Raw genomic sequence first — 24,570 nt, forward strand, 5'->3', positions numbered from 1 at the left:
ACATGCACACAAGCTCTCTCATATAGTCTACAAATGAAGAAATAAAAGAAGATTGTGACGTGCTAATGTTCTATTTCAATTTAATGTGCCTTTTGTGCAGGATATTGCCATTCCACTGAAAGGATGGCACCATGGATAGCAATCAAAACACGAACAAAATTGGGGAGCAAGATGCCTGTCAATAACCGGATTGCGGAGACTCATAGCGAGATGCAGGCGTGGCGGCGGGATCTTCACCAGCATCCCGAGCTTTGCTTCGAAGAACGCCGGACAGCGGCGATTGTCGCAGAAAAGCTGCGGAGTTGGGGCATCGAAGTTCATGAAGGCATCGGAGTGACCGGTGTTGTTGGTGTCCTGAAAGGGCAAGGGACAAGTCCCCGCACTATCGGCATTCGGGCCGACATGGATGCGCTCCCGATGCAGGAAGAGAATGATTTCGACCACAAATCCACCATAGACGGGAAGATGCACGCCTGCGGCCATGATGGCCATACGGCAATTTTGCTGGGAACTGCTAAGTATCTGTCCGAGACACGAAACTTCGACGGCACCGTGCATTTTATCTTCCAGCCTGCGGAAGAGGGGGGTGGGGGTGGTGACGCCATGGTCAAAGACGGTCTTTTTGAGCGATTCCCTTGTGATGGTGTGTATGGCCTTCATAATCAGCCCGGTATGCCGCGTGGCACATTCAATGTGCGGACGGGTCCGATAATGGCGTCGGCCGATACTGCGGAGATGAAGATTACAGGCAAAGGCGGGCATGCGGCCTATCCGCATCTGACCAATGACCCGATCGCGGCCGGAGTGCAGCTTTACACAGCCCTTCAGACGATTGTGGCACGCAATGTCGGTCCGGTCGAAAACGCCGTGGTCAGCGTCACCCAATTTCAGGCGGGCACCGGCATCAATATAATTCCGCAGGAAGCGAAACTTGCTGTGTCTATCCGGGCGATGACGGCTCAGATACGTGATCAAATAGAAGCCCGTGTGAAGGAAATTTGCGCGGGAGTGGCGGCGACGCATGGTGTGGAGATAGACCTCGATTATCAGCGGCGCTATCCAAGTGTTGTGAATCACGAGAAAGAAACGCAGATTGTTGCGCGCGCCGCGACCGAGGTTGTAGGGCATGAAAATGTGAATATGGAAACGCCAATCCGCATGGGTAGTGAGGATTTTGCTTTCATGCTGGAGGCGTGCCCCGGTTGTTACTTCTTTCTCGGCACCAATGATGAAACGCATTTTCAGGCGGTGCATCATCCGGAGTTTGATTTTAATGACGAGGTGCTATCGATTGGTGCCAGCATATGGGCGCGGCTTGTCGAGCAGCAGCTGCCACGCCAGTAAGAACTTTTTTCAGATGAACTTAAAATAAGGAAAACAAAAAATGTCTGATGTACTTCTTGAAAAAATTGAAGATGGGATTGCGACCCTGACTATGAATCGGCCAGAGGCGCGCAATGCTTTCACGCGAGAAATGATGGATGGATTGAGCGAGAGTCTTGCTCGTCTTGCGAAGGATAATTCAGTTCGTGCTGTTCTGCTGACGGGGGCTGGCGGTGCTTTCTGCGCAGGTGGTGATGTGAAGGGATTTGCCGCGAATGCAGGTGCGAAGGTCAATCTCGATGAGCGGATCCAGGATTTGCGCGAACGGATGGAGGTAAGTCGCCTCCTTCACGAGATGCCGAAACCGACGCTTGCTGTGATTCCCGGTCCGGCTGCGGGAGCAGGGTTCTCACTCGCTATGGCATGTGACATGCGGATCGCGTCGGATGATGCCAAGATCACCACGGCTTTTTCAAAAGTCGGTCTTTCCGGTGATTTTGGCGGTTCTTATTTCCTGACCAAGCTTCTTGGAGAGGCCAAGGCAAAAGAGCTATATTTCACTGCGGATGTGGTCCTCGGCAAGGAGGCCGAAGCCATCGGTATGGTCAATAAATCAGTTCCGGCGGATGAGCTTCCCGCCGCCGCCGCCGCCATGGCAAAAAAGCTTGCCAGCCTTCCGACCGTTGCTGTTGGCTATATGAAGAAGAATATCAACACAGCGTCCGAAGGGACTTTAAGTGAAGTGCTGGACTGGGAAGCAAACCAGATGATCCGGTCTTTCGAGACAGAGGATCATCGAGGGGCTGCTGTTGCTTTCGTCGAAAAACGCACGCCAGAATTCAAAGGCCGCTGAACCGTCGAGGGAGTGGGGGTACTACCCCCACAATTCCCGTGATGGTGGATGCATGACATTCCCGTCGAACTGAATGCCGTGCTCGCGATCTTTTTCAAGCAGCAGCGGACCATCCAGATCAACGAAACGTGCGTAGGACGAAAGATACATCGCAGGGGCCATAGCCAAGCTAGTCCCTAACATACATCCGACCATGACACCAAGACCGAATTCCCTTGCGGCTTCTGCCAGTAGCAGCGCCTCTGTCAGTCCGCCGGTTTTATCGATCTTGATATTGATATAGTCATAGAGTTCGACGACATCATCGAGAGTGGCCGTATCATGAGCGCTTTCATCGGCGCAGATCGGAACGGGTCTCTCCATGTCACCAAGTACCGAATCTTCGCCGGCGGGCAAGGGTTGTTCGATCAACTCGACCCCAAGGTCGGCCATTTTGGGGCAGAATTCCCGCATCATATCTGCGGTCCAGGCCTCGTTCGCATCAACAATCAGTCGTGTGCGCGGCGCTGCATTACGCACCGCAGCCACTCTTTCCAGATCACCTTCACCGGCCAGTTTGAGCTTGAAGAGCGGACGACTGCTATGCTTCTTCGCCGCCGCCGCCATATTCTCCGGGCTATCGAGTGACAGGGTATAGGCTGTAATGGTCGGTCCCGGCGCGGGAATGCCGGCAATTTCGGCAATGCTTCTGCCGCTTTGCTTAGCTTCCAGATCCCAGAGCGCGCAATCAATCGCATTGCGGGCTGCGCCGGATGGCATGACAGTCAACAGACCGTCCCTGGTCAATCCATCGGCGATATAATCGCGAACAGAGGAGATCTGGCCAAGGACAGATCGGATACTCTCGTCATAGCGGGCGTAGGGAACGCATTCCCCGCGCCCTGTAACGCCATTATCGGTAATTTCCGCGACAATGACGTCGGCCGAGGTTTTTGCCCCCCGGCTGATCCTGAAACTACCCGCAATCGGCCAGCTTTCCGATCGCGCTACAAGCTGCCGCTTTGTCATGACAGATTATCGACTATTGACGCTGTCCCGTCCTTGAAAGGATCCACTGTCGGCAGTCCCAGTTCTTTTTCGATCTTTGCCAGATAGTCCATTCGCTCCGAATCTTTAAGACCTGACGTGTTGACTGCAACGCCGACAAATTCCGCATTTTTGTTTGTCAGCCGTGCGGTGGTAAGGTTCAACTCCATGCAAGTTTTAAGGTCCGGCAAAGGCTGATGCGGCAGTCCGCGCATATGAGTGCGTGTCGGTTCATGGCAGAGAATAAGGGCATCGGCCTGAGCTCCATGTAGAAGCCCGAGGCTGACACCAGCAAAGGACGGATGAAAGAGAGAGCCTTGCCCTTCGATAATATCCCAGTGATCGGCGTCATTTTCTGGTGATAGTTCTTCGACTGCACCAGAAATGAAATCAGCAACTACAGCATCAATGGAGATGCCAGAGCCAGCAATGAAAATACCCGTCTGCCCCGTCGCACGGAAATCTGCATTCATGCCTCTAGACCGCATTTCTTTTTCGATCGCGAGGGCGGTGTACATCTTTCCAACAGAACAATCTGTTCCGACGGCGAGAAGTCGTTTCCCTCGGCGCGGCGTTCCTTTTCCAGTTGGCAGGCTACGCGACGGATGACGGACATCAAACAAGGCACGGCCGTTTCGCTCTGCGGCGGCCCGAATTTCAGGAACGTCTCCCAAGCGAATATGCAGGCCACTTGCGATATCCATGCCGGAATCAAGTGCTTCGACGATCACAGAAATCCAGTGATCCGGCAGAAAACCGCCGGAGTTCACGATGCCAACCACCATGGTTTTTGCGCCGTTTTCTATTCCCTCGGCGATGGTCATGTCCGCGATGCCAAGATCTGCGACGCATCCGTCCAGCTTCAACTGGCCAACGCACCATTCGGGACGCCAGTCGACAATACCTTTTGCTGTCTTTGCAGCCAGTTGATCGCCCACATCCCCAAGGAACATGAGATAGGGATTTTGCATTTCCGTCATATCGCCTCTCAATAAATTAATAGCCCAATTTAAATTCAGTTTTGCTGTTCAAGGGCAGCTTGTTCATTCTGAAGTTTTTCCATTTCATTCTGCATTTCCTTCCGGCATTCGTCTGACGCCCACTCGCGATGTTCATCGCGTGTGAAGGCAAGTGCGTTGCGATAATACATGAAGGCGTTTAACCGGCAACGGGCATAATTATTTTGTGTCCGAACGACCTTGCCCGGCGTTCCCATGACGATGGAATTATCCGGTATGACTGTTCCTTCTTTCAGAAAACTATGCCCCGCAATGATACAGTTATTCCCGACAACACAGCCATCCATGATGGTCGTGTTGATGCCGATCAGACAGTTGTCGCCGATTGTGCAGCCATGCAATGTACAATGATGTGTGATGGAACAGTGTGAGCCGACAATAGTGCCCGTTGACTCACCAACATGAATCATAACGAAATCCTGAATATTGGTATATTCTCCGATCACGACTTCCTTGGATTCGGCGCGAATGACTGTGTAGGGCCAGAGCGATGCGCCTTTTTCAATGCGGACCTTGCCATAAATCAAGGTGCTGGGGTGAAGGTAGGCGGCGCTATTAATGGTGACGTCAGGACCGAATTCCGACATGCGTAACTCCCTTGTTTTTGGTTATTCTCAGGGATATCTGCAGCGGCGTCAAACGGAGTTTAACCGGGAAGGCTAATTCAGTTCGTCTTTCCAGGGCTGTGTCGTGAACCAGGCGTTAAATGTATCCAGATCGATCGGCCGGCTCATGAAATAGCCTTGCGCAACATCGCAATCGAGGGCCTCTAGGATTTTCCATATCTGCGCATCTTCCACACCTTCCGCAACCACTGAAAGCCCGAGACTTTTTGCGAGGTCCAGCAAAGTGCGGACAATCACTTCGTCATCGGCGACATGCATCATGTTCATGACGAAGCTCTTGTCGATCTTGATTTCGTCAACCGGGAGGCGACGTAAGTAAGCAAGTGAGGTATATCCCGTTCCAAAATCGTCAATTGAAAGGCAAACACCCATTTCATGCAGGCGGGTTACGATTTCCGTTGCCCGATAGACATCCGAAATGATGGCGCTTTCCGTGATTTCCAGTTTTAGAAGTTCTGCAGGGAAGCCAGTCTTCTCCAACTGCTTTGCTACCATATCCGGGAAGGTGGGATTATGCAGAATCAGAGCTGAGATATTGACTGAAACCGAGAGCTTTTTCCCTTCAGCGATCCATCGGCCACCCTGATGGATCGCTTCATCAAGAACCCATTCTGTCAAGGCCTCTATTGAACCTGAACCTTCGGCCAGCGGAATGAAGCTGTCCGGAAAGATAAGGCCTTGTTTGGGGTGCATCCACCTGACCAACGCTTCGACACCGATTACTTCTTGATCGCTGATCCTGACAATCGGTTGGTAATTCAGCAGGAGCTGGTTGTCTGCGACAGCTTCCGGCAAATCCTGCGCTAGTCGCAATTGCTGACGGCGCTCAAGGTCGTCCTCATGGGTGTAGACTGTATACGGCGTCTTATCGCGCTTCGCGGCATAAAGTGCTGATATGGATTTATGTAGCAGTCCATCCGCTGTGTCATGATCATCGAGTTGGGCCAGACCGATGGTTGCACTCACGTCCGTTTTCTGACCATCAATAATGTACGGTTTACGGATTTCACTCATCAGTCGCGCAGCAATATTGTCTGTCTTCGTACTGAAATCCTGATCAACAGCGAGAAGGGCAAATTCGTCATCGCCAAGTCGTCCAACGATTGAATTATTGGGGGCGAATTTAAAAAGTCGTTTGGCAACCGTTTTTAGAACCTCGTCACCAAAATCATGGCCACGGCTTTCGTTCAATTCTTTGAAGCTGTTTAAATCGAGAATGATCAGGGAGACTGATTTTTTCGCGTTATGCGCTTTCTCTATTGCTTTTGCCATGCGCACGCGGAACTTGCTGCGCCCAGGCAGAGCCGTCAATGGATCTTCCTCAATAAAGGCGGAAAGCTCCAATTCAAGGATTGCCGTTCGGTTATTCAATTTACACAGACGATCTGAATTGAAGAGGGCCGTTTCCAATCTCTCCGCTGAGAGATCTTTACTGGCGATATTCTCTGAAGCGCCCGCGCGCAGGAAATTGAGCGTTCCATCGATAACGATCACTGGCAGGAACGGCGGCTTGCTGGAGACCTCTGTTAGAATTTCCGTGTATTTACAATCGCCCTCTGCGCCGTCAATGATAATGCAGTTGTAAACGCCAGCAGCAATGTCTTTCGCAATGGACTGGCTGTAATTTCTTTCCTGGGCAGCGACAGGAATGCTGACGTCGTAGCAGAAGTTAAGGATATGGTCGTGTGGTTCAAGGATCAGCAGCCGCAATTTGCTATAGTTCAGTTTAAGCGCAGGTCCATATGGCTCCGCAGATCGATTGACCTCGGCGGGATCACGGCCCGAAGGTTGTTGCGATACCAAACCTCTTGTATTCAATGGACTAATTCTCTATCGAAATAATTATTTACAGATTTCTACGCGGCAATAGCTGTTGCATTGTAGATAACGTATAAACTTACTGTGTAAAGAAGGTCTTAACTTTTTAAAATGGTTGGCGATATCACGCCATGCTCGCCACCCTGACGCCAGCAAGGCGCCAACAAACGATTTATGTATCGCTTTATTGTCGTGAATAGGGGCGAGATTATGTTGTATTTAAAAAAAACTGCTACCTTAGAGCCGAATACTCCACGATAGCAGGCTGTCAGCTCAGCAACTAAATATTGTTGCGCTGAACATCTCGGATATATTCAGAATTGAAGATTGATCTGGAATGTAGCTCTACTGAAAAGTTTTTAAGTAAGCGATAAGATTATCCCGATCACTTTCTTTTTTGAGGCCTGCGAAGCTCATCTTCGTGCCTTTGACGAGAGCTTTTGGCTTCTTCAGATATTCATTCAAAGTTGCTTCATCCCAAGTCAGATCTGCATTTTCCATGGCCTTTGAATATTTGTATCCTTCAGCGGAACCGGATTTTTTTCCTACAATGCCAAACAGGTTCGGGCCAATCTTGTTTTTGCCACCTTGTTCAATTGTGTGACATGCCTTGCATTTTTTAAAGACTTTCTCGCCTTTCGCTGCGTCGCCGTCTGCGAATGCCGAGGTCGCGGCAAGAGAGATAGCCAGAGAAACTCCTAAGGTTGCCAATTTAGTCATTTTCATGGTTTTTCCTTTCACCATTTACTTGTAGGCATCGATATTTCGATGATGGAATAACATAGTTGGATTGGGTGGGATAGAGGCATAGTGTCGCGCTTGAAGTAATGGCTCAACACAATCCATCACCTTCTCGTGAAAGAGTGTTTCGCCGTGTTGTCCATCGTCTATATTGGCGGCGTAACAAGCGCTCCGGCGGTATTGAAATGGACTTATCGGATTCCGCTTGGTAATGGAGGAAGAGGGCATAGAATGAACAAGATGAGTAATCTTGAAAATAATATAGCAAGTGGAATGATAAATACGTCAAAAGAATTACGCACCACATTGAGGGCATTGCCGCCGGAACGGCTTGCCCGGATGAATGCGGCAGCGGACGAAATTCTGGAATGCTACCGCGTCCTTAAAAAGGGCGATACGAATATCGTTGGCGAAATTCTGAAAGGGCAAGGGACATTCTATGAGTGGGACCACTACCCGGAAGGGGATGTCTATGACAGCGAGACCCATGCACAGTATTACTATCATGCACATCGTGAGGAAGAACATGGACATTTTCATACATTCCTACGCAAAAAAGGAATGAGTGAAGGTGTGTCGCCGGTGTCCTACGATGGGGATGCCGAATGGCCAACTGAAGAAGATGAAATTATCTGCCATTTGATTGCCATATCAATGGATAGTGCAGGTTTTCCTGTTGCGTTATTTACTACAAACCGCTGGGTGACCGGGGAGAACTGGTACGATAAGGCAGATGTCATCGACATGCTCGATGGATTTATTATTGATCATTGCTCGCCGTCCTGGCCGGCAAACCGTTGGCTAACCGCTATGTTGGGGCTGTTTCGTCCGCAGATTGAGCAGCTGATAATCGCCCGTGATTTGAAAATCAACGAGTGGCAATCAAAAAACCCTGATCTGGATGTGTTTGAGGATCGGGATCTAGAAATTACCAGTTACCTGAATATAACTGTTGAAGATCAGATCCGTGCCGTTAAAGAAGTCATTGAAGGGCGAATGGATTAAGGAAATATTAATATAATTTGGCCAGAGTGAAGCTTCCTAATAACTTAAAACACTGGAGCCAATGTGTCTAATAACGGTTCTTTAAGCCCTGCGGATGTCGAACGACTGCTTAACGATCGATCTGCCGCCGCGCGCGCGGAAACAGTTGAAAAGATCGCGGGTAGTATGACAGACACGGGCTTCAGCGAGACAGAACGTCGCGAAGCCGAGGAAATATTCCGCATTCTTGTGAGTGATGCAGAAGTTCTAGTGCGCAAGACACTGGCGGAAACCTTAAAGTCGGTTCCTGATCTGCCGCACGATATTGCGAAGACATTGGCGAGCGATATCGCCGATGTAGCAACGCCTATGCTCAGCTTCTCTAGTGCACTCACCGATGAAGATCTATTTGACATCATAAGTTCAAAATCCGATTTGCATCAGATGGCGGTAGCGAGCCGTGAAGTCGTATCCGAAGCGGTTTCCGAAAAGCTGGCGGATAGTGGATCTGAAGATGTTGTGGCAACGCTTATGCAGAATGGTGGTGCAGAAATCTCCGATGCCACCTATGAAAAGGTGCTTGACCAGTTTGGCGAGAGCGAGAAGATACAGGCGCCAATGGCGCATCGGAGCAAATTACCGATTACGGTTACTGAGCGCTTAGTGACGATGGTGTCGGATAAGCTCCGTGAGCATTTGGTGACACATCACGAAATGTCCCCCGGCATGGCAACCGACCTCATTTTAGAAAGCCGTGAAAAGACTATGATCGGCTTTATCAAGGATGGCGCTAGCCATTCTGACCTTGTTGATCTGATTGATCAGCTTCATGAGAACAATCGTCTGACCCCGACAATTATCTTGCGGGCTCTTTGTGTTGGGGACGTTGATTTCTTTGAAACAGCCATGGCGAAATATTCGAATATCGCGGTTTCAAATGTGCATATTCTTGTGACTGATGCAGGCGGCAACGGGCTAAAACAGCTTTGCGAGAAATCCAATATCCCCGGCGGTTTGCAGCAAATCATGAGAGTTGGGCTGGATGTTGCCAATGAACTGGATTTCGACGGTACACCAGGAGATCGGGAGCGCTACCGCAATCAGGTTATCGAACGCGTTTTAACTCATTTCCAAGATGAGTTCGATGGCGAGAATGTCGACTACTTGATCGCTAAGCTGGGTAATAGTTCAGCTGCCGATAGTCAAGCTGCCTGACCTACCGCACAGACAATCAGAGTTCTGTATGAAACACCGCCACATTGGGCGGTGTTTTTTTATGATTTTCGCCGAATACCAATCACAGCGCCGGCTTGCTTCGGTAGAGGATCGCCCGCAAACTGGTCTTTATGTTTTTGCAGGTTTGTCTGCAAATTCTCCGGCATGGGCGCTGCTTTTGGCCCATCCTTTGTGCTTAGATGCATGATCATCTGCTCGGAAGTTGCGGCGAGGAAGCCTTTGTCGCGGTGGCGCATTTCCAGAAAAAGATGCATTCGCTTTTCGTCACAATCCAAGACCCGTACATACATGTTCAAAGCATCACCCTCATGTACCTCCTGGATATAAGTGACGTGCGTTTCCAGCACATAGACGGTGCAGTTAGCTGATTGACGATACTCCCGGGTAAGCTCAATCTCATCGAGAAAGTCATCCAGAGCATGGTCGAATATCAACACGTAATATGCCACGTTCATGTGTTTATTGTGATCGATCCATTCTGGGCGGACAGTTTGCTCGTGGATCAGAGGCATGGAGGTTTCGTTCATTATCAGTCCTTAATTCTTCTTCCTTTAAATGGACGGCAGGTTATATGATACTGTCAAAGAAAGTGGCTGACCACCCCAGTCGGCAGAGCAAAGAGGGAGCTATCATGACGAGCAGACATCCGGAGATGGATCAGGTGATTTCCAAACTAATGGAAATTCTCGGGCCGCGCTGCTCAACTGCCGCTGCTGTTCGTGAACAGCATGGCAAGGACGAAAGCTGGCATTTTCCAAAGGCACCGGACGTTGTCTGTTTTGCCAGAAGCACAGAAGAAGTCTCCCAGATTGTGTCTATCTGTGCTGCACATAAGGTCCCTGTAATACCTTTCGCGGCAGGCACCTCGTTGGAAGGGCATGTAAATGCTGTTTCAGGGGGTGTTTCGATTGACCTAAACGAAATGAACGAGATTTTACGGGTGAGTCCTGAAGATCTGGATTGCACGGTACAGCCGGGAGTTCGGCGCAAGCAACTCAACGAATATCTGCGCGATACCGGCTTGTTTTTTCCGATTGATCCGGGTGCGGATGCTTCTATTGGCGGCATGGCGTCGACCCGGGCGTCGGGAACAAATGCGGTGCGTTATGGCACGATGCGGGAAAATATTCTTAGTCTTAAGGTGGTGCTCCCCGATGGGCGCGTCATCTCGACTGGTCACCGGGCCAAGAAGAGTGCCGCGGGCTACGATCTCACTAAACTCTATATCGGGTCGGAGGGGACGCTTGGCGTCATTACTGAAATTACGCTCAAGCTTTATGGAATTCCTGAAGCAATATCAGCGGCGACAGTCTCGTTCCCGGATATCGAAGGGGCCATTCAGAGCGTGATCCTGACAATCCAGAGCGGTATTCCAGTCGCGCGGATTGAATTGCTGGACGAAGTGCAGGTGGATGCGGTGAACCGCTATTCAAATCTCGATCTCACGGTGCAGCCAACGTTATTCCTTGAGTTCCATGGGAGTGATGCCTCCGTTAAGGAGCAGGCAGAGCAGGTGAGCACAATCTGCTCTGAGTTCGGTGCGCAAGGATTCAAATGGACGACACAGGCGGAAGAACGAAGCAAGCTCTGGCAAGCCCGTCATGATGCTGCCTATGCGGCGATGGCGCTTCGCAATGGCGCGCAGATTTGGGCAACGGATGTTTGCGTTCCCATTTCACGCCTTGCCGATTGTATTCTGGAGACCAAGAAGGATCTCGCCGACAGTTTCCTTGTGGCGCCTTTGGTTGGACATGTGGGGGATGGCAATTTCCATCTTTCCTTCGTCATCAAGAAGGAAAACCCTGAAGAACTGGAGGAAGCGGAACGGCTCAACAGCCGTCTGATCGAGCGGGCATTATCCATGGATGGCACCTGCACGGGGGAGCATGGCGTCGGCCTCGGCAAGAAGAAATATATGTATATGGAGCATGGGGAGGCCGTCGATGTTATGGCTGCGCTAAAACATGCGCTTGACCCGGATAACATTATGAACCCTGGTAAGATAATTCCAGACCGGGCAGCGGAATAATTACGGATATCCAGCACGCAGTTTAAAGATTGATCCGCGAAATGGTTTCTAACTCCCTGACAGTTATTGGTTTCGATGCCGATGACACCCTTTGGCAAAACGAATATTTTTTCCGCATGACGGAGGAAAAGTTTGCCGCGATGCTTAGCGACTTTGCCGAAAGCGACCATATAACAGAACGCCTGCTGGAGGCGGAGCGCCGAAACCTGGAATTCTATGGATATGGTATCAAGGGGTTTACTCTATCGATGATAGAGACGGCGATAGAAGTAACAGAGGACAAGGTGCCGGCCTCAGTGCTGCATGATATCTTGCGCACTGGACGGGAAATGCTGCGCCATCCGGTTGAAACGCTGCCAAATGTTCGGGAAACCCTCTTGGAGTTGCAGGGCCGGTATCAGTTGGTACTGATTACCAAAGGTGACCTGTTCGATCAGGAGCGTAAGCTGGCCCAGTCAGGGCTTGGAGATCTCTTCGACGATGTTCAAATCGTTAGTGAGAAAAATCAGGATACTTATCAACGAATTTTCAGTACAGCCGGGCGATCACCGCATGAAAGCATGATGGTGGGGAATTCACTTAAAAGCGATGTAATTCCGGTGATTGAGGCTGGTGGCGTTGGGGTTCACATTCCCCATGATTTAACCTGGGTGCATGAGCATGCGGAGCCGCCGGAGGGAAACTCCCGTTTCCATAGCATAGAACATCTTGGTGAACTGCCGGAGTTACTGATAAAGCTGACTTAGCGTTAGCGCAGAACTACGGTGTGCATTCCTTGATCTTGAGCTTGTTGGGCAGGATGGTTTTGTTATCACCACATGCGGTGTCCAGCTGTTCCTGTTCCAATCCTGTCACATCTTCCAGATTCGCGCCGGAAAGATCGGCGCCCCAGAAGGACGTATTTGAGAGCCGAGCGCCTGATAAAACAGTATTTGTCAAATGCGCGCGGTAAAAATTTGCGTGTCTCAGGTCTGTCTCTTCAAGGCGGGCATCCGTTAAATCTGCGCGAGTGAAATTTGCGTCGTTCAGTTCCGCCCTGGTCATAATAGCACCGGACAAGTTTGCCCGCTTGAAATTTACCTCTGTTACCTTGGCATTGCTAAAATTGGCATTCGTTAGATTGGCGCGTTTAAAGTAGGCCTTTCGGATATCAGCTTCCTGAAACTTTCCACCTTCCACGTCCGCGCTGTCAAAGTCTGCACTTCGTAAGTCTGTGCGCCGGAGGTTTGCATTGGTCATTTTGGCCTTTTCCATATCCGCATCCTGCAGGATAGCATACTCAAGATCGGCAGAGACAAGTGTTGCCTTCTCAAGATCGGACCGGCGCATGTCCGTTTCCGTTAGATTAGCCCGGCTGAGATTTATCTGTTTCAATACGGAATCGCGTAAATTCGCGCCCTTAAGATAAGATTCGCTGAAATCCTTATATTGCAGCTTTGCCCCTCGCAGGTCGCATCCACCGCAGCTCCCTGTTTCTGTCAGTTTTTTGATATCTTGACTTTCAAACGCACTCGCGCTGGCAATTCCAACGAAAAGAATGATGGCGCTTAACATTGAGGCTCTCATAAAGGACGCTCCCGCAATAATTTAGTCTCGACTTCACTTATGTCATGAATTAGTGGGTAATATGATGAATTCAATCTACCTCGATGTTTGACAGGATAAAATACGCCTGTCACTATTTAACAAAAGTAAGAATAAAATTCGGCGGTTGAATTATCTGTAATCGTCTTGCCAATAGGGAAAATTTCTAATGATAAAAGCCATCCTGTGGGATTTCGGCGGTGTTTTGACAACGAGCCCGTTTGAGGCCTTTGCGCGTTTTGAAAAGGAACGGGGGCTGCCCAAGGATTTTATTCGGCGCATAAACTCGACGAATCCCGACAGTAACGCCTGGGCAAAATTTGAGCGCAGTGACGTGACGATGGAAGAATTCGATAAACTGTTTGAATCGGAAAGTGGTGCTTTGGGGCATGCCATTCCGGGCACGGAAATTATTAAACTTCTCGCGGGTGATGTCCGGCCGAATATGGTCAATGCCCTCAAAATATGTGGCGAAAAATATAATTGTACTTGTCTGACGAATAACGTCGCCGCGGGCAAGGGTCCTGGTATGACCCGGGACGCCGCTGCGCAAGCGGAGGTCGCGAATGTTATGACAATGTTCCGGCAGGTGATAGAATCAAGTAAGATCGGTCTGCGCAAACCAGACCCACGTATCTATGAGTATGCTTGCGAACAGATGGAAGTTATACCGGAGGAAGTTGTCTATCTTGATGACCTCGGTATTAATCTAAAGCCAGCTGCGGCGATGGGGATGAAGACGATAAAGGTTGTCAGCGAAGCGCAGGCCCTAGAGGACCTTTCCGCAGCAGCGAACGTCTCATTTGCCTGACGGTCAACAATGGACTGGATTGTATGATCTCAGCTCGTTTCTCTGTCATTTGTAAGGCAAGAAGGCTCGGGATGATGCCCTTCTGTCATTAAAGTGTGGTGATAGCCGACCACCAGATTGAAGCCGTCAGCATGGACAAAGGCACGCCGAGGCCGATCATCAGAACTACGAGGTTCGGCTCGAGATCGTACTCCATTGCGATAATGCTGGCGCCTAGCATCGGAGGCATGCCCATTTCCAGAATGGCGATTTTGGAGACTGGATCGCCTAGTCGCCCAATCAGCAAATACATTAATAAGATTGCCGCAGGAGCGACGAGCAAACGAAACCCAAGTCCGAAGCTTAAGGCAATTAGTCTTCCGGAAAATCGATCAAACCTCAAGGAAAAGCCAACTGCTGCCAACGCCAATGGTGTGAGTGTTGCGGCTAGAGAATCAACGACATCGTTAATCCAGATTGGCCGATCCAGATGGTTGGTGGCGATGGCTAATACAACTGCAATAAAAGGTGGAAAGGTTACAATGCGGCGCATCACCAATTTAATGTCGAAGTTCCCTGAGCTGCATATCGTCGCAATTGAAATACCTACTATGGACAGGGCGAGGTAGGATCCGAACAGATCAATCACCAGCCCTAAGCCAAGCCATTGCACTCCAGCCAGGGCGGATATCATCGGCAGTCCGACAAACGATGTGTTTCCCCAACCGGCGACCAATAAAAGAGCTCCAATCCGCTGCCGTGACCAGCCAAAAAACCGGGCAACCGGGAGAAAGATAACAATTGAGATTGCGACGCCGATCCAAGGCGACGCCGCAGCAAGCCACCAGTCTGAGCTAATCGAAACATCATGCAAACTTTTGAGTGCCGCAGCTGGCAGTGCGACATTGATTACCCAGCCACCAAGTGCTTTCGAAGCATTATCCGGAAGACGCCCAGACCATCCAAGTACCAAGCCAATACTCAGGCAAATTAAAATAAGTTCGATCTGTTGCATGATGAGTTTTTCTCAAAAATTCTCTATGTCGAAACTCTTGTGTCATTACGAGGCGGAATAGGAAAACCGTTTTTTGGTGTACTCAGAAAAATTGGTTTATTCACCCTTCTGGCGCTGAGAGTTATTATTCGGTCCAAAATCCGACCAGTCATTTTGAAAGAGCTCGATAGACGCCATCCCAATCCAATGGCGGGGGCGTTTCTTTAAAACTGGAAATGCGATCCCGATAGAGGGTAACAAATTTTTCAAGGCGAGGATTCAGGTTTTCGATGATCGATAGCTTGTCCAAGGCTGCGCCCCAGTCTTTAGAAAAGTACAGCCCGAGAAATGTCTCAATGGCCTCTTTTGCCTCAATAAATTGGGGGCTTTTTGCATGATCCTCATCGCCGAGTAGTCCGAATATCTTGACGGCCTCCTGTTTGCCTTTCACAGCAATAAGGTCTAATTCAATCATAGCATAATTCGGGATAGAGGACGCGGTACTCTCACCGAGGATAATGCTGAAACCATACTCCTTTGTTTGGCCTTCAAGACGGGAGGCCAGATTGACTGGGTCGCCAAGAACGGAATAATCAAACCGCTGCTCAGATCCCAGATTGCCAACGATACACACTCCGGTGTTTAGGCCAATCCCGACCCGAAGCGCTTTGAACTCGCGGCTATCCAACTCGGCTTCTTTTTCCAGTTCCGCATTCAAGGCGGCAAGACGGACAATCATTCTCAACGCTGCATCCGCGGAATCCTTTGGATGGTGTGGATTCTCAAGGGGCGCATTCCAGAAAGCCATAATGGAATCGCCCATATATTTATCGATTGTCCCATTGTGATCAAGAATTTCGCCCGTCATCGGCGTTAGAAAGCGGTTGATCAGATGGGTCAGTCCTTGTGGGTTATGTTTATATCCTTCGGAAATGACGGTGAATTCACGAACGTCACAGAACATGAACGTCATTTCCCGCTCTTCGCCGCCGAGAACCAGGCTATCGGGTGACGCCGAAAGTCGCTTGACGAGTTCAGGCGAGAGATAATGGGCAAAGGCCGTTCGAATGCGCGTTCTCTCTTGTTCTGTGCCACGATAATTTGCATAAACCATTGTGATGTAGACAAGGATGGATATGAACAGGGTATAGCTTACATCTACCAGAATAGAGTTGGAGATGAAGAAATAGATCGATGAACTGGTTGCAGTGACCGAGATAAATACCAATAGCCCAAGAGTCGTTCGGGCTCCGGCAAGAGGCACCAGAATGATTAGCGCAAGACCGGTCAACAATGTGCCTGCCCATTCAAAAATGGCGATGAACTCCGGTCGAAACATATAGGTTTGTGTCCAAATGTTCTCTAGAAGCTGCAAATGCATCTCCACACCGGGTAGGTTCGATGTGAGGGGGGACGCCCGTAGATCTTTCAGGCCGGTCGCCGAAGTGCCCACCAGAACAAGCTTTCCGCCCAGGACCTCTTCACCAATATCACCGTTAATGACGTCGAGGGCAGAAACATAAAGAGAAGGGTCATATGGTGCGTATTTTAACCAGATCCGTCCCTTTGTATCTGTTGGTACCAAAGTTCCCGCCACCTTGAAGCCGACGACTCCGTTTTCATTTGTCTGGATAATGACATTTCTCCCAGTCGCGACACGGAGCATGTCCAAGGCAAGGGAAGGTATAATCTGTCCTCCGATCCGATTGGCGAGCGGAATCCTGCGGACGATTCCATCAAAATCCTGATCAAGGCTGATCATGCCTCGTCCGGATGCGGCGATATCGAGTGTATCAATGTTCCCGATGAGAGCAGGGTAATTTCTCAAAAATGGTTTCGGATCATGGCCGAGAAGCGCGAAAGAGGGGATACGTCCAAGCCCCAGATTATTGGCACCAACACTTGCAGGGCTCACCGAAATGCCAAGGACAACACGGCTATCCTTGATCGCTCGTGCAAAAATGTTATCGAAAGAGGTCAGGGTGCTGAGTTGGCGCTGTAGTATAGGGGAAAGGTCAGGAATATTTTGTGACATTTCAGTCGGGGACAGGCGATCCGATTCGGCAAATAACATATCGAAACCGATGACGGCGGCACCGGCTTTTGTAGCATTTTCAACAAGTTTTGCGAGATATGATCGGGGCCAGGGCCATTGCCCTAGGTTCAGAAGGCTTTTCTCATCAATATCAATTACCACAACCGGGCGTGGATATTGCGCTTCGCGCGGTTGGGATTGCTGATAAACATCGAAGATACGATCCCTGAAACTGGAGAGAAACTGCGGGTCAGAAATTTGCAGAAACAAGGCTGCCATGAGGAGCACAAAGGCAGGGATGCGTCCGCCTCTGGCGAAGGAAAACCACCTAAGGCTGTTTGATTTTCTTGAGGGCTCTCGCCCTTTCCTTTTCTCCGCCATACGGGGGTCCACACTCTTTTGCGGGCTTCGTTGTCTGTACGATAGTTTATAGAAATTTCCAGTATTAACTATAGTTACCGAAAATTTTATGAAATTTGTTCAAAATGTGGCATAGTGGTTTCTTTCAAATAACAATACTTTATTAATTGCCCTAGAAGAGATTTTTTATTTCGCAAAAGTTTGGGCAAATATTTTTGACAACTTGTTTTAGCCGTTCGACGGTCTTATTTGATTTTTACTGACGGACGAAGAACAGGATGTGCTGCCGAAGGGTAATTAAAGAATGAAACAGAATAATATTTCGGACCTTGGTGGCAACCCCCTTGCAACTCATGAAATTTCTGACGGCAACCCAGTCCAGTTGGGGGACGAGATCAAGCCACTTATCGCGGAATATTCTCGCGAAGGTGTCAATCTAAATCTGAGTTCCGATACGGGCGATTACATTACGATATATGACTATTTTTTTACCGGAAATGCCGTCGACCTTATAACCGATGGTGGCGCGCGTATTCCGGCGGATCTGGTTGTCAAGCTTGCCGGGCCGGGACCAATGGCACAGTCCGCCGGTACGCAATCCGATGCGGATGGCCCGATAGGCGAAGTCTCGGAGTTATCCGGAACAGTGACTGCGCGCCATGCGGATGGAACCAGTGAAGAGCTGGTTCCGGGCGGCGCGGTTTTTCAGGGTGACGTCATTGAGACGGCGAGTGGCTCATCTTTCACCATAGTGTTTGGCGATGATACGCAATTCTCCATGGGGGAGAATGGTCGTGCCGTTCTTGATGAAATGATCTACAATCCCTCCTCGGGTGATGGGAAGTTTGGCGTTTCCCTTTTGCAGGGCGTCTTCTCGCTGGTTAGCGGACAAATCGCCAAAGATGACCCGGAAAATGTAGACGTAAGGACACCTGTCGGCACCATCGGTATTCGCGGCACGAGTTGGTCCGGGCATGTGAAGAACATCGGTGAAGAAACGATTTTCACGCTTTTTACCGGTGCGATTGTTATCACTAATGAGGCTGGTTCGCAGCTGTTGGATGTTCCGAACCAATCCGTCTTTGTCACTAGCTTTTCGGCATTGCCGAGTGTTCCCTTCATTCTGACAGGGGAGCAGCTTTTCAATATCTACGGAGAGGCATTGCGGCTGGTGAATCCGGAATGGTTCGATGATGAGGATAACTTCGATCCGGATGAGATTTCACCGGAAGCGGGCAGGCGTGCACAAACGGGCGGGGGTGCAAATTTTCAGCCGTTCAGCGAGGGTGGCATTGATGGTGGCCAATCGATAGGTGATCTCCTCCGCGCGGCGGGATTGCTCACGGGGACAGATCTTGAGTTTCGTAATACTCAGAATAGTGAGGAAATTATTGGCCTAGGCCCACAGACAGGCTTAAACGTCGTCTCGGTTGTAGATCAGGAATCAGGTGATCTGGAAAGCTTTCAAATATTTATTACCCTAACCGAACCAACGAATGTCCCAGTGACGGTAACGTATGAGATTCGCGCGGGTTCCGCGTCGGGAACAGGGTCTGGACTTCCTGGCGATCTTGATTTTATTAGTAATGGCGACGGGACAATTACTATTCCGCCCGGCGCAACCGAAGCGGCTTTCACAGTAACAGTTATCGATGATGATGTTATTGAGGATCTTGAATTCTTTATTGTTGCCATTACTGGCGCAGAAAATGCGGATATTGACATCACTTCCGGTCAGGCTTTGGTTGTTATCACTGATGACGACATCGGGTTGGTTACGATGTCTGAGGTTACGGTTGGTGGGGTTGGGATCGGCGAAGGCGATCTCTCTGTCGGAGAGGGTGCCGGTGCGCTATCCTTTACTCTCACACTCGACAAGGCCGTCGCACCCGGTGTTACGGTAAGTGTAAACTATCAGATTACGGGCACGGTAACGGCGGGCAGTGACTATACGACTGACACTGTTCAGACCATTACATTTGACGGCGGTGAAACAGGTCTGGCTCCCGGGGCGACTACGACCATTGTCATACCAATTCTTGATGACAGTCTTTTTGAAGGACCGGAATCGCTGACACTCTCACTGGTCGGTGCATCTAGTAATGCAACAATCGACACAGATTCTGCGTCTGTCACCTTAACAATCGAGGATAATGACGATCCAGTCGTTGTGGAGGAGGGAACGCCCGCAGAACTAGTAGAAACGGAAGAGGGGGATGTAATTGAAGGTGCCTCCTTAGGCATTGGTGGCGGCAGCGGCGAAATTTCTGCGGTGACCTTCGATACAAGCCAGGCGAATTTTGATGCGGCTGGTCTTACCTCCAACAGTGTGCCGATTGTTCTTTCCGGGCTGGGAACGAATATTGTGACTGGGGCCGCCGGAGGCGTAACGGTTTTCACGGTCACACTGAATACCGATGGTACCTATGACATGTCGTTGGTAGGGCCGATTGATCATCTCGGAAGCGACGGAGAAAATGTTGCGGATCTTTCGTTTGATCTCGCCCTTTCTGTCACTGATACGAACAATTCATCTGCTACCGGCACATTGACTGTCGAAATTGAAGATAGCGGGCCTGCTTTAGGTGCCGCAGCGGACATTTTTGTTGATGAGGATGATCTCCCCGCTGGTGGAGATGTGGCTCCGGAGTCAACCTCTGTAAACGGGATTGCGGAAATTGATTTTGGCCTTGATGGAGCGGGAGCCGTGATACTTGATATCAGCGAATTACCGGCCATTACGTCTGGCGGGGATCCCGTTGTTTATGAACTTGTGACGCTCGCGGATGGCATAACGCAACAGGTCATTGCGACAGCGATCCCCGATGGCGGCGCGCCGGCGCGCCCTGTATTCCTGTTGGATTTCGGCCCGAATGGCGATGGTGATAACTATGGATATACATTGACGCTTAACGATGTTGTCGATCATTCGGGTGTGGGGGAGGATGGACTGGCGCTCCCCTTTTCATATGATGTGGTAGATCAGGATGGATCCGTGATTAGTGGGTCTTTCACCGCTACGATTGTTGATGACGTGCCAATTGCAAGTTCAGATGCTGTTGAATTACCGGCACCAATGTTACCGGCGTATAATCTTGTTTTTGTCCTCGATGTTTCGGGGTCGATGGCTAGTTTTGTTCCAGGGACGGGACAAACCCGCATACAAATTCTAAGGGCTGCCGTGGACAATGTTCTATCGGAATATGAGGCTGTTTCGAGTGAGACCAAAATCACGATTATTGGCTTTGCGGCTGCCTCGTCCGTGGTTTTTGAAGGTACTTCCGTTCAGGCGGCTCAAGATTTCGTTATGGACACGGGCAATCTGGCGCCAGGGGGCGCAACGAATTACGCGGCCGCGATTGCAAATAACGAAAACGGCGCACAGGGAATCCTTGAGGCGGACCTCGCTGATCCTACATTAGCTTTCGATCAGACCACTGTTTACTTTATTTCCGACGGGGAACCGAGTGGCGGGCAAGAGGTGCCGACGGACGGTGGAAATGAATGGCAGCAATTTGTTGACAGCAATGACATTGAAGTCGTTGCCGTGGGGCTGGGGTCCGGCATAAGCACGGCTGAACTGGCGAAAGTTGAAAATGCGGCGGATGAACCAACCGTCGTGATTGATCCGGGCGACCTCGGGTCAGTTCTGGTCGACACTATTCCCGTCGTGGAGACGGATAACGTCGTCAGTTCTGGCGCAATAGACCAGCTCGGCGCAGATGATGGGACCTTGACGTTGCTTGTCCACAATGGCACGGAATATGCTATCCCGCAAAATGGTGATCTTCTTATCGTTGAGTCTGACCTTGGCGGTAGTCTCTCGATTGATGCTGCCGGGGACTATACTTATACTGCTCCGGACCAGGCTGGTCCCGGTGAGGTGGAGAGTTTCGAATATGTGTTGACCGATGGCGATGGTGATACCAGTAGTGCATTTTTGACCTTCACTTTCGTCGACGGAAGCGCAGGCGGATTAGCCGTCTTGTCGGCCTTCACCGTTTCGCCGAGTGTTGTCGAGAAAAGTGACGAAAGTGAGCAGCTGTTTGGAAGTCCGGGAGCGGATGTCTTTGCCTTTACAGCGGCCGACACTGGAGATGTGACAATCACCGATTTTGACGTCACTGAAGACAGCATAAACCTTGATCAGATATTTGATGATCTTGGTATTCTCGTAGATGAACGCGGCAATGGAGAGGCTTGGGAACTTGGGGAAATGGATGGTAAGGCTACGCTTTCTATGCTTGTCGCAAATGGTCCGACTATAATTTTCGATAATTATGTCAATCCGGATGTGCAGGCTCTTGAAGACATTGCCTCAAGGATCATTGTTGATGAATCTTAACGATCGCGCTTTCGATTGTGAGATTTGATTTCAGCTACTTTACGCTTTTCCCAGTCTTCCGCCCTGTGCCCAATGCCGAATATCCGAACAGCATCCGTTATCAAAATAAAGAGAAATGGACCTGCAGGCCATAGAAACCACCAATAGTTGGGCGATGTGGTCATGTTAATTACGAAAAGAAACAGAATGATTGTCCCGAAGGTAAGCGCGCGACGATAAAAACCTGCCTGCCTTTTTACATATGCCCGAATTCGTTTGTCTTCCTCGGTATCTTCTTCCGTGTCTTGGGGCGTGCCGTCAGATAGGGGAATATGATAGGTCGACGAGTGAGGCTGTTTATCGGGCATTTCGCTCAAAGATAGGGAATAAACTGCGACGGGTTCGGCAATGTTTTTGACGCCCTTGTTTCCAAGAAACTTAAATTCCCGGGGGAGCTTGTTTTTGACCTGATCAAAGACAGAGCCGGAAATACAAATGCCGCCCACAGGTGCCATTGCCTCCAATCTCGCAGCTACATTGACACCATCGCCGAAAATGTCGTCTTCTTCGATGATGACATCGCCAAGATTGATTCCGATGCGATAGAGCATCTGGTCGTTCGCCGGGAGGGATGCGTTTTCCTTATTGATCGTGTTCTGGACTTCGACAGCGCATTGCACGGCTTTTACGACACTCGAAAATTCGCAGACGAGCCCGTCGCCTGTCATATTGACGATGCGGCCCCCATGACGATCAATAACTTCCCGGAAAATTTCCCGCGTTATTTTCAGCCGGTTGAGGGTTTTTCCCTCATCATCACTCATCAGACGACTATATCCGGCGACATCCGCACAAAGGATTGTGGTCAGTTTTCTGTCCAAATCAACATTCATTGGCGGTACATTCTCCGGCTACGCGCTATTTACTTTGTCCTAGTGATCAGATGCCGTTAAAAATTTGTCCTCAAGCCCGGTAGAAAAGTTGAGCCCTTCCGCCGTCAGCAAGATTTCCTCTTCCCAGTTTTCGCGAACAAGGCCCTTGCGGCTGAGCGCAGTCCAAACAGACTTATTGTTCAGGCCACTGGCGTCCCGGCTCAACACCGTATAATCCCCGACATGCATGTGATTGCCATGGGCATGGGGCAGGCGAGTAATGCGGACATCACCATTATCGCCAGCTGGGCTGGAACTATCGGCGTCGCGTGCCAGTATTTGCAGCAGAGCCAGAGTCTTGCTTTGAAGGGCGTTCAGTTTAATTCGCTTTTTTTCCACAATAGTTTCCGCTGAAAAGATGTGATCTATGATTTTGTTACAAATTCTGAAATAGCCTGACCAATCTCGTCCGGGCTGTCTTCCTGAACGAAATGTAGCCCCTTGACGGTTACCTCCGTCTGGTTTGGCCAGGATCGGCAGTATTCGCGTTGAGGTCCGACAAGTATGGAGCCGGGGTCTGCATTGATGAACAGCTTGGGCATGTCAGATTTGCTAAGCCAAGCGGAATAATCATCAACAATCTTCACCACGTCTTCAGGCTCTCCGGCAATGGGTATTTGCCGAGGCCAAGTCAGTGTTGGGCGTCGGTCTTCCCCGGCATTTCGGAACGGCCGGGTATATTCGCGCTGCTCATCATCCTCAAGTTTGCGGATGATGGAGGAGGGTAAAACCCGTTCGACAAAGATATTTTTCTCAAGGATGAGGTCTTCACCAGCGGGGCTACGGAACGCTTGAAAAATATTCCGGGCACTCTCGGGCCAATCATCCCAACTGGCAATAGTTTGAACGATTGCTTCCATATAGACGAGGCCTTTCATCGCAGACTGATTCTGGTAGGCCCAATCGAATCCTAGTGCAGAGCCCCAGTCATGAACGACGAGGGTGACGTTATCCTCAACCATTAAATAAGCAAGCAGATCGTTCAGAAAAGCTCGATGTTCCTTGAATGTGTATCGGTCCGGACCACTGTCATGTAGTTTCTCGGAATCGCCCATACCGATAAGATCCGGCGCAATCAGGCGCCCGCGTCCTTCCAGATGTGGCATAACATTGCGCCATAAATAGGATGATGTCGGGTTCCCGTGTAAAAATATTATCGGATCACCTTCGCCCTCCTCAATATAGGACATTTTAAGCCCCCGGATGGTCGCCGATTTCTTCTTATATCTTAATGCAGCCGTCACGCTAGGTTTGTCTCCCTGATTGCTGATTTCGTAAAAGTTACGCAAGTGAGCATCTGCCCGGATAATAACGCGAGCGCATGAATTTACACAACAAAAGAAGTCAGATGCCAAATTGGCTATGGAGAACAGCGGAGTGAAGTCTTCAGGATGGGCGCAAGCGCGTTTTTTCCTGATAGGTTTTTACAACTTCTATAACATCATTAACGGTTAGCCCGTCTCGCTTCAAAACAGCCAAAATAACAGGATCTGCCAGCAAATCTTGCAATGCGGGTTCTTGGTATTTCCGTACACCGGTTTCCATTTATACCTCCTATTGCGCTCGCCTTTGCGACACGCCGCTACTCAATAGAAGAAGGTTGAGTCATTTCTATGACGTTAATCTGCTATTTTTAAATGAAATGTGTAAAGAATTAGCTAATTTTCGGAAGGTGTATCCTCCTCGCTTTGGCCGGGCAGTTTTTTCTGGTCAAGCAAGGCGTCCCGCTTTTTCTTTTTGTCCAAATCCTTCTTTTTCTGCGCGGAGGTCCGGCCAAAACTCGCCCGGTTGTTCCGGGCCAAATCTTCTGCTGCCTTACGATTTCGTTCCTTACGAAACTGATTCAGATTGACGATATCACCCATGTTGATAACGACCTCTATTCATTGTTACTGC

General features: G+C 49.8%; 22 protein-coding genes. 8 read left to right on the plus strand and 14 right to left on the minus strand.

The annotated features are described in order from the left end of the window. Window positions 1–171: 171 nt before the first annotated feature. Entirely contained in the window at window positions 172–1,344 is a 1,173-nt protein-coding gene (locus LKE13_RS16865) for a M20 aminoacylase family protein (protein WP_227952700.1), read from the plus strand. A 40-nt stretch (window positions 1,345–1,384) separates the two neighbouring features. Continuing rightward, a complete protein-coding gene (locus LKE13_RS16870) occupies window positions 1,385–2,176 on the plus strand; it encodes an enoyl-CoA hydratase (RefSeq protein ID WP_227952702.1) in 792 nt (263 codons plus the stop codon). A gap of 21 nt (window positions 2,177–2,197) precedes the next feature. Here the strand turns inward: LKE13_RS16870 and dgcA are convergent, their stop codons facing one another. The 5 genes from dgcA to LKE13_RS16895 all read right to left on the minus strand — a co-directional run bounded on the left by dgcA (window position 2,198) and on the right by LKE13_RS16895 (window position 7,409). Beyond that, the gene (gene dgcA, locus LKE13_RS16875) at window positions 2,198–3,184 is read right to left on the minus strand and encodes an N-acetyl-D-Glu racemase DgcA (protein ID WP_227952704.1); all 987 of its coding nucleotides are present in this window, start codon (window positions 3,182–3,184) and stop codon (window positions 2,198–2,200) included. Continuing rightward, entirely contained in the window at window positions 3,181–4,182 is a 1,002-nt protein-coding gene (gene dgcN, locus LKE13_RS16880; RefSeq protein ID WP_227952706.1) for an N-acetyltransferase DgcN, read from the minus strand. The genes dgcA and dgcN overlap by 4 nt, the downstream gene beginning before the upstream one ends. A gap of 35 nt (window positions 4,183–4,217) precedes the next feature. After that, complete coding sequence (locus tag LKE13_RS16885) at window positions 4,218–4,808, minus strand: gamma carbonic anhydrase family protein (RefSeq protein ID WP_227952713.1); 591 nt, start codon at window positions 4,806–4,808, stop codon at window positions 4,218–4,220. A 72-nt stretch (window positions 4,809–4,880) separates the two neighbouring features. Beyond that, window positions 4,881–6,665 (minus strand): putative bifunctional diguanylate cyclase/phosphodiesterase, encoded by a 1,785-nt coding sequence (locus tag LKE13_RS16890; RefSeq protein WP_227952715.1) that lies wholly within the window; start codon window positions 6,663–6,665, stop codon window positions 4,881–4,883. A gap of 345 nt (window positions 6,666–7,010) precedes the next feature. Beyond that, the gene (locus LKE13_RS16895; protein WP_227952717.1) at window positions 7,011–7,409 is read right to left on the minus strand and encodes a c-type cytochrome; all 399 of its coding nucleotides are present in this window, start codon (window positions 7,407–7,409) and stop codon (window positions 7,011–7,013) included. Between the two features lie 228 nt (window positions 7,410–7,637). On the opposite strand from LKE13_RS16895, the gene LKE13_RS16900 reads away from it, so the two are divergent. Then, window positions 7,638–8,411, plus strand: coding sequence for a DUF6969 family protein (locus LKE13_RS16900; RefSeq protein WP_227952719.1), 774 nt, complete (start codon window positions 7,638–7,640; stop codon window positions 8,409–8,411). Window positions 8,412–8,474: 63 nt separating this feature from the next. Beyond that, window positions 8,475–9,605 (plus strand): DUF2336 domain-containing protein, encoded by a 1,131-nt coding sequence (locus LKE13_RS16905; RefSeq protein WP_227952720.1) that lies wholly within the window; start codon window positions 8,475–8,477, stop codon window positions 9,603–9,605. Between the two features lie 59 nt (window positions 9,606–9,664). On the opposite strand, the gene LKE13_RS16910 is transcribed toward LKE13_RS16905, so the two are convergent. Next, a complete protein-coding gene (locus tag LKE13_RS16910) occupies window positions 9,665–10,153 on the minus strand; it encodes a thioesterase family protein (protein WP_227952722.1) in 489 nt (162 codons plus the stop codon). Between the two features lie 104 nt (window positions 10,154–10,257). Here LKE13_RS16910 and LKE13_RS16915 point away from each other — a divergent pair, with 104 nt between their 5' ends. Together LKE13_RS16915 and LKE13_RS16920 are read left to right on the plus strand one after the other, a co-directional pair. Continuing rightward, window positions 10,258–11,655 carry an FAD-binding oxidoreductase gene (locus tag LKE13_RS16915; RefSeq protein WP_227952725.1) on the plus strand — a complete coding sequence of 466 codons (1,398 nt, stop codon included), beginning with the start codon at window positions 10,258–10,260 and terminating at the stop codon, window positions 11,653–11,655. A 41-nt stretch (window positions 11,656–11,696) separates the two neighbouring features. Beyond that, the gene (locus LKE13_RS16920; RefSeq protein WP_227952727.1) at window positions 11,697–12,401 is read left to right on the plus strand and encodes an HAD family hydrolase; all 705 of its coding nucleotides are present in this window, start codon (window positions 11,697–11,699) and stop codon (window positions 12,399–12,401) included. A gap of 13 nt (window positions 12,402–12,414) precedes the next feature. Here the strand turns inward: LKE13_RS16920 and LKE13_RS16925 are convergent, their stop codons facing one another. After that, window positions 12,415–13,221 (minus strand): pentapeptide repeat-containing protein, encoded by an 807-nt coding sequence (locus LKE13_RS16925; protein WP_227952729.1) that lies wholly within the window; start codon window positions 13,219–13,221, stop codon window positions 12,415–12,417. Between the two features lie 187 nt (window positions 13,222–13,408). On the opposite strand from LKE13_RS16925, the gene LKE13_RS16930 reads away from it, so the two are divergent. Then, window positions 13,409–14,050, plus strand: a complete 642-nt coding sequence (locus tag LKE13_RS16930) for an HAD-IA family hydrolase (protein WP_227952731.1) — start codon at window positions 13,409–13,411, stop codon at window positions 14,048–14,050. 88 nt (window positions 14,051–14,138) lie between these two features. On the opposite strand, the gene LKE13_RS16935 is transcribed toward LKE13_RS16930, so the two are convergent. Together LKE13_RS16935 and LKE13_RS16940 are read right to left on the minus strand one after the other, a co-directional pair. Next, window positions 14,139–15,044, minus strand: coding sequence for an AEC family transporter (locus tag LKE13_RS16935; protein WP_227952733.1), 906 nt, complete (start codon window positions 15,042–15,044; stop codon window positions 14,139–14,141). A 148-nt stretch (window positions 15,045–15,192) separates the two neighbouring features. Further along, entirely contained in the window at window positions 15,193–17,439 is a 2,247-nt protein-coding gene (locus LKE13_RS16940) for a CHASE2 domain-containing protein (RefSeq protein WP_227952735.1), read from the minus strand. A 283-nt stretch (window positions 17,440–17,722) separates the two neighbouring features. Between LKE13_RS16940 and LKE13_RS16945 the strand changes: the two genes are divergently transcribed. After that, complete coding sequence (locus LKE13_RS16945) at window positions 17,723–21,763, plus strand: Calx-beta domain-containing protein (RefSeq protein ID WP_227952737.1); 4,041 nt, start codon at window positions 17,723–17,725, stop codon at window positions 21,761–21,763. On the opposite strand, the gene LKE13_RS16950 is transcribed toward LKE13_RS16945, so the two are convergent. From LKE13_RS16950 to LKE13_RS16970, 5 genes are all read right to left on the minus strand, one after another. After that, a complete protein-coding gene (locus tag LKE13_RS16950) occupies window positions 21,760–22,635 on the minus strand; it encodes an adenylate/guanylate cyclase domain-containing protein (protein ID WP_227952738.1) in 876 nt (291 codons plus the stop codon). The genes LKE13_RS16945 and LKE13_RS16950 overlap by 4 nt on opposite strands. A 39-nt stretch (window positions 22,636–22,674) precedes the next feature. Beyond that, window positions 22,675–23,013, minus strand: coding sequence for a hypothetical protein (locus LKE13_RS16955; RefSeq protein WP_227952740.1), 339 nt, complete (start codon window positions 23,011–23,013; stop codon window positions 22,675–22,677). Window positions 23,014–23,039: 26 nt separating this feature from the next. Beyond that, a complete protein-coding gene (locus tag LKE13_RS16960) occupies window positions 23,040–23,918 on the minus strand; it encodes a haloalkane dehalogenase (protein ID WP_227952743.1) in 879 nt (292 codons plus the stop codon). 142 nt (window positions 23,919–24,060) lie between these two features. After that, window positions 24,061–24,219 (minus strand): hypothetical protein, encoded by a 159-nt coding sequence (locus LKE13_RS16965; RefSeq protein WP_227952745.1) that lies wholly within the window; start codon window positions 24,217–24,219, stop codon window positions 24,061–24,063. Between the two features lie 113 nt (window positions 24,220–24,332). After that, on the minus strand, window positions 24,333–24,539 hold the full coding sequence (locus tag LKE13_RS16970) for a DUF4169 family protein (protein ID WP_227952747.1): 207 nt from the start codon (window positions 24,537–24,539) through the stop codon (window positions 24,333–24,335). Window positions 24,540–24,570: the final 31 nt, after the last annotated feature.

It is taken from the genome of Sneathiella sp. HT1-7, from assembly GCF_020731145.1.
Classification (GTDB): domain Bacteria; phylum Pseudomonadota; class Alphaproteobacteria; order Sneathiellales; family Sneathiellaceae; genus Sneathiella.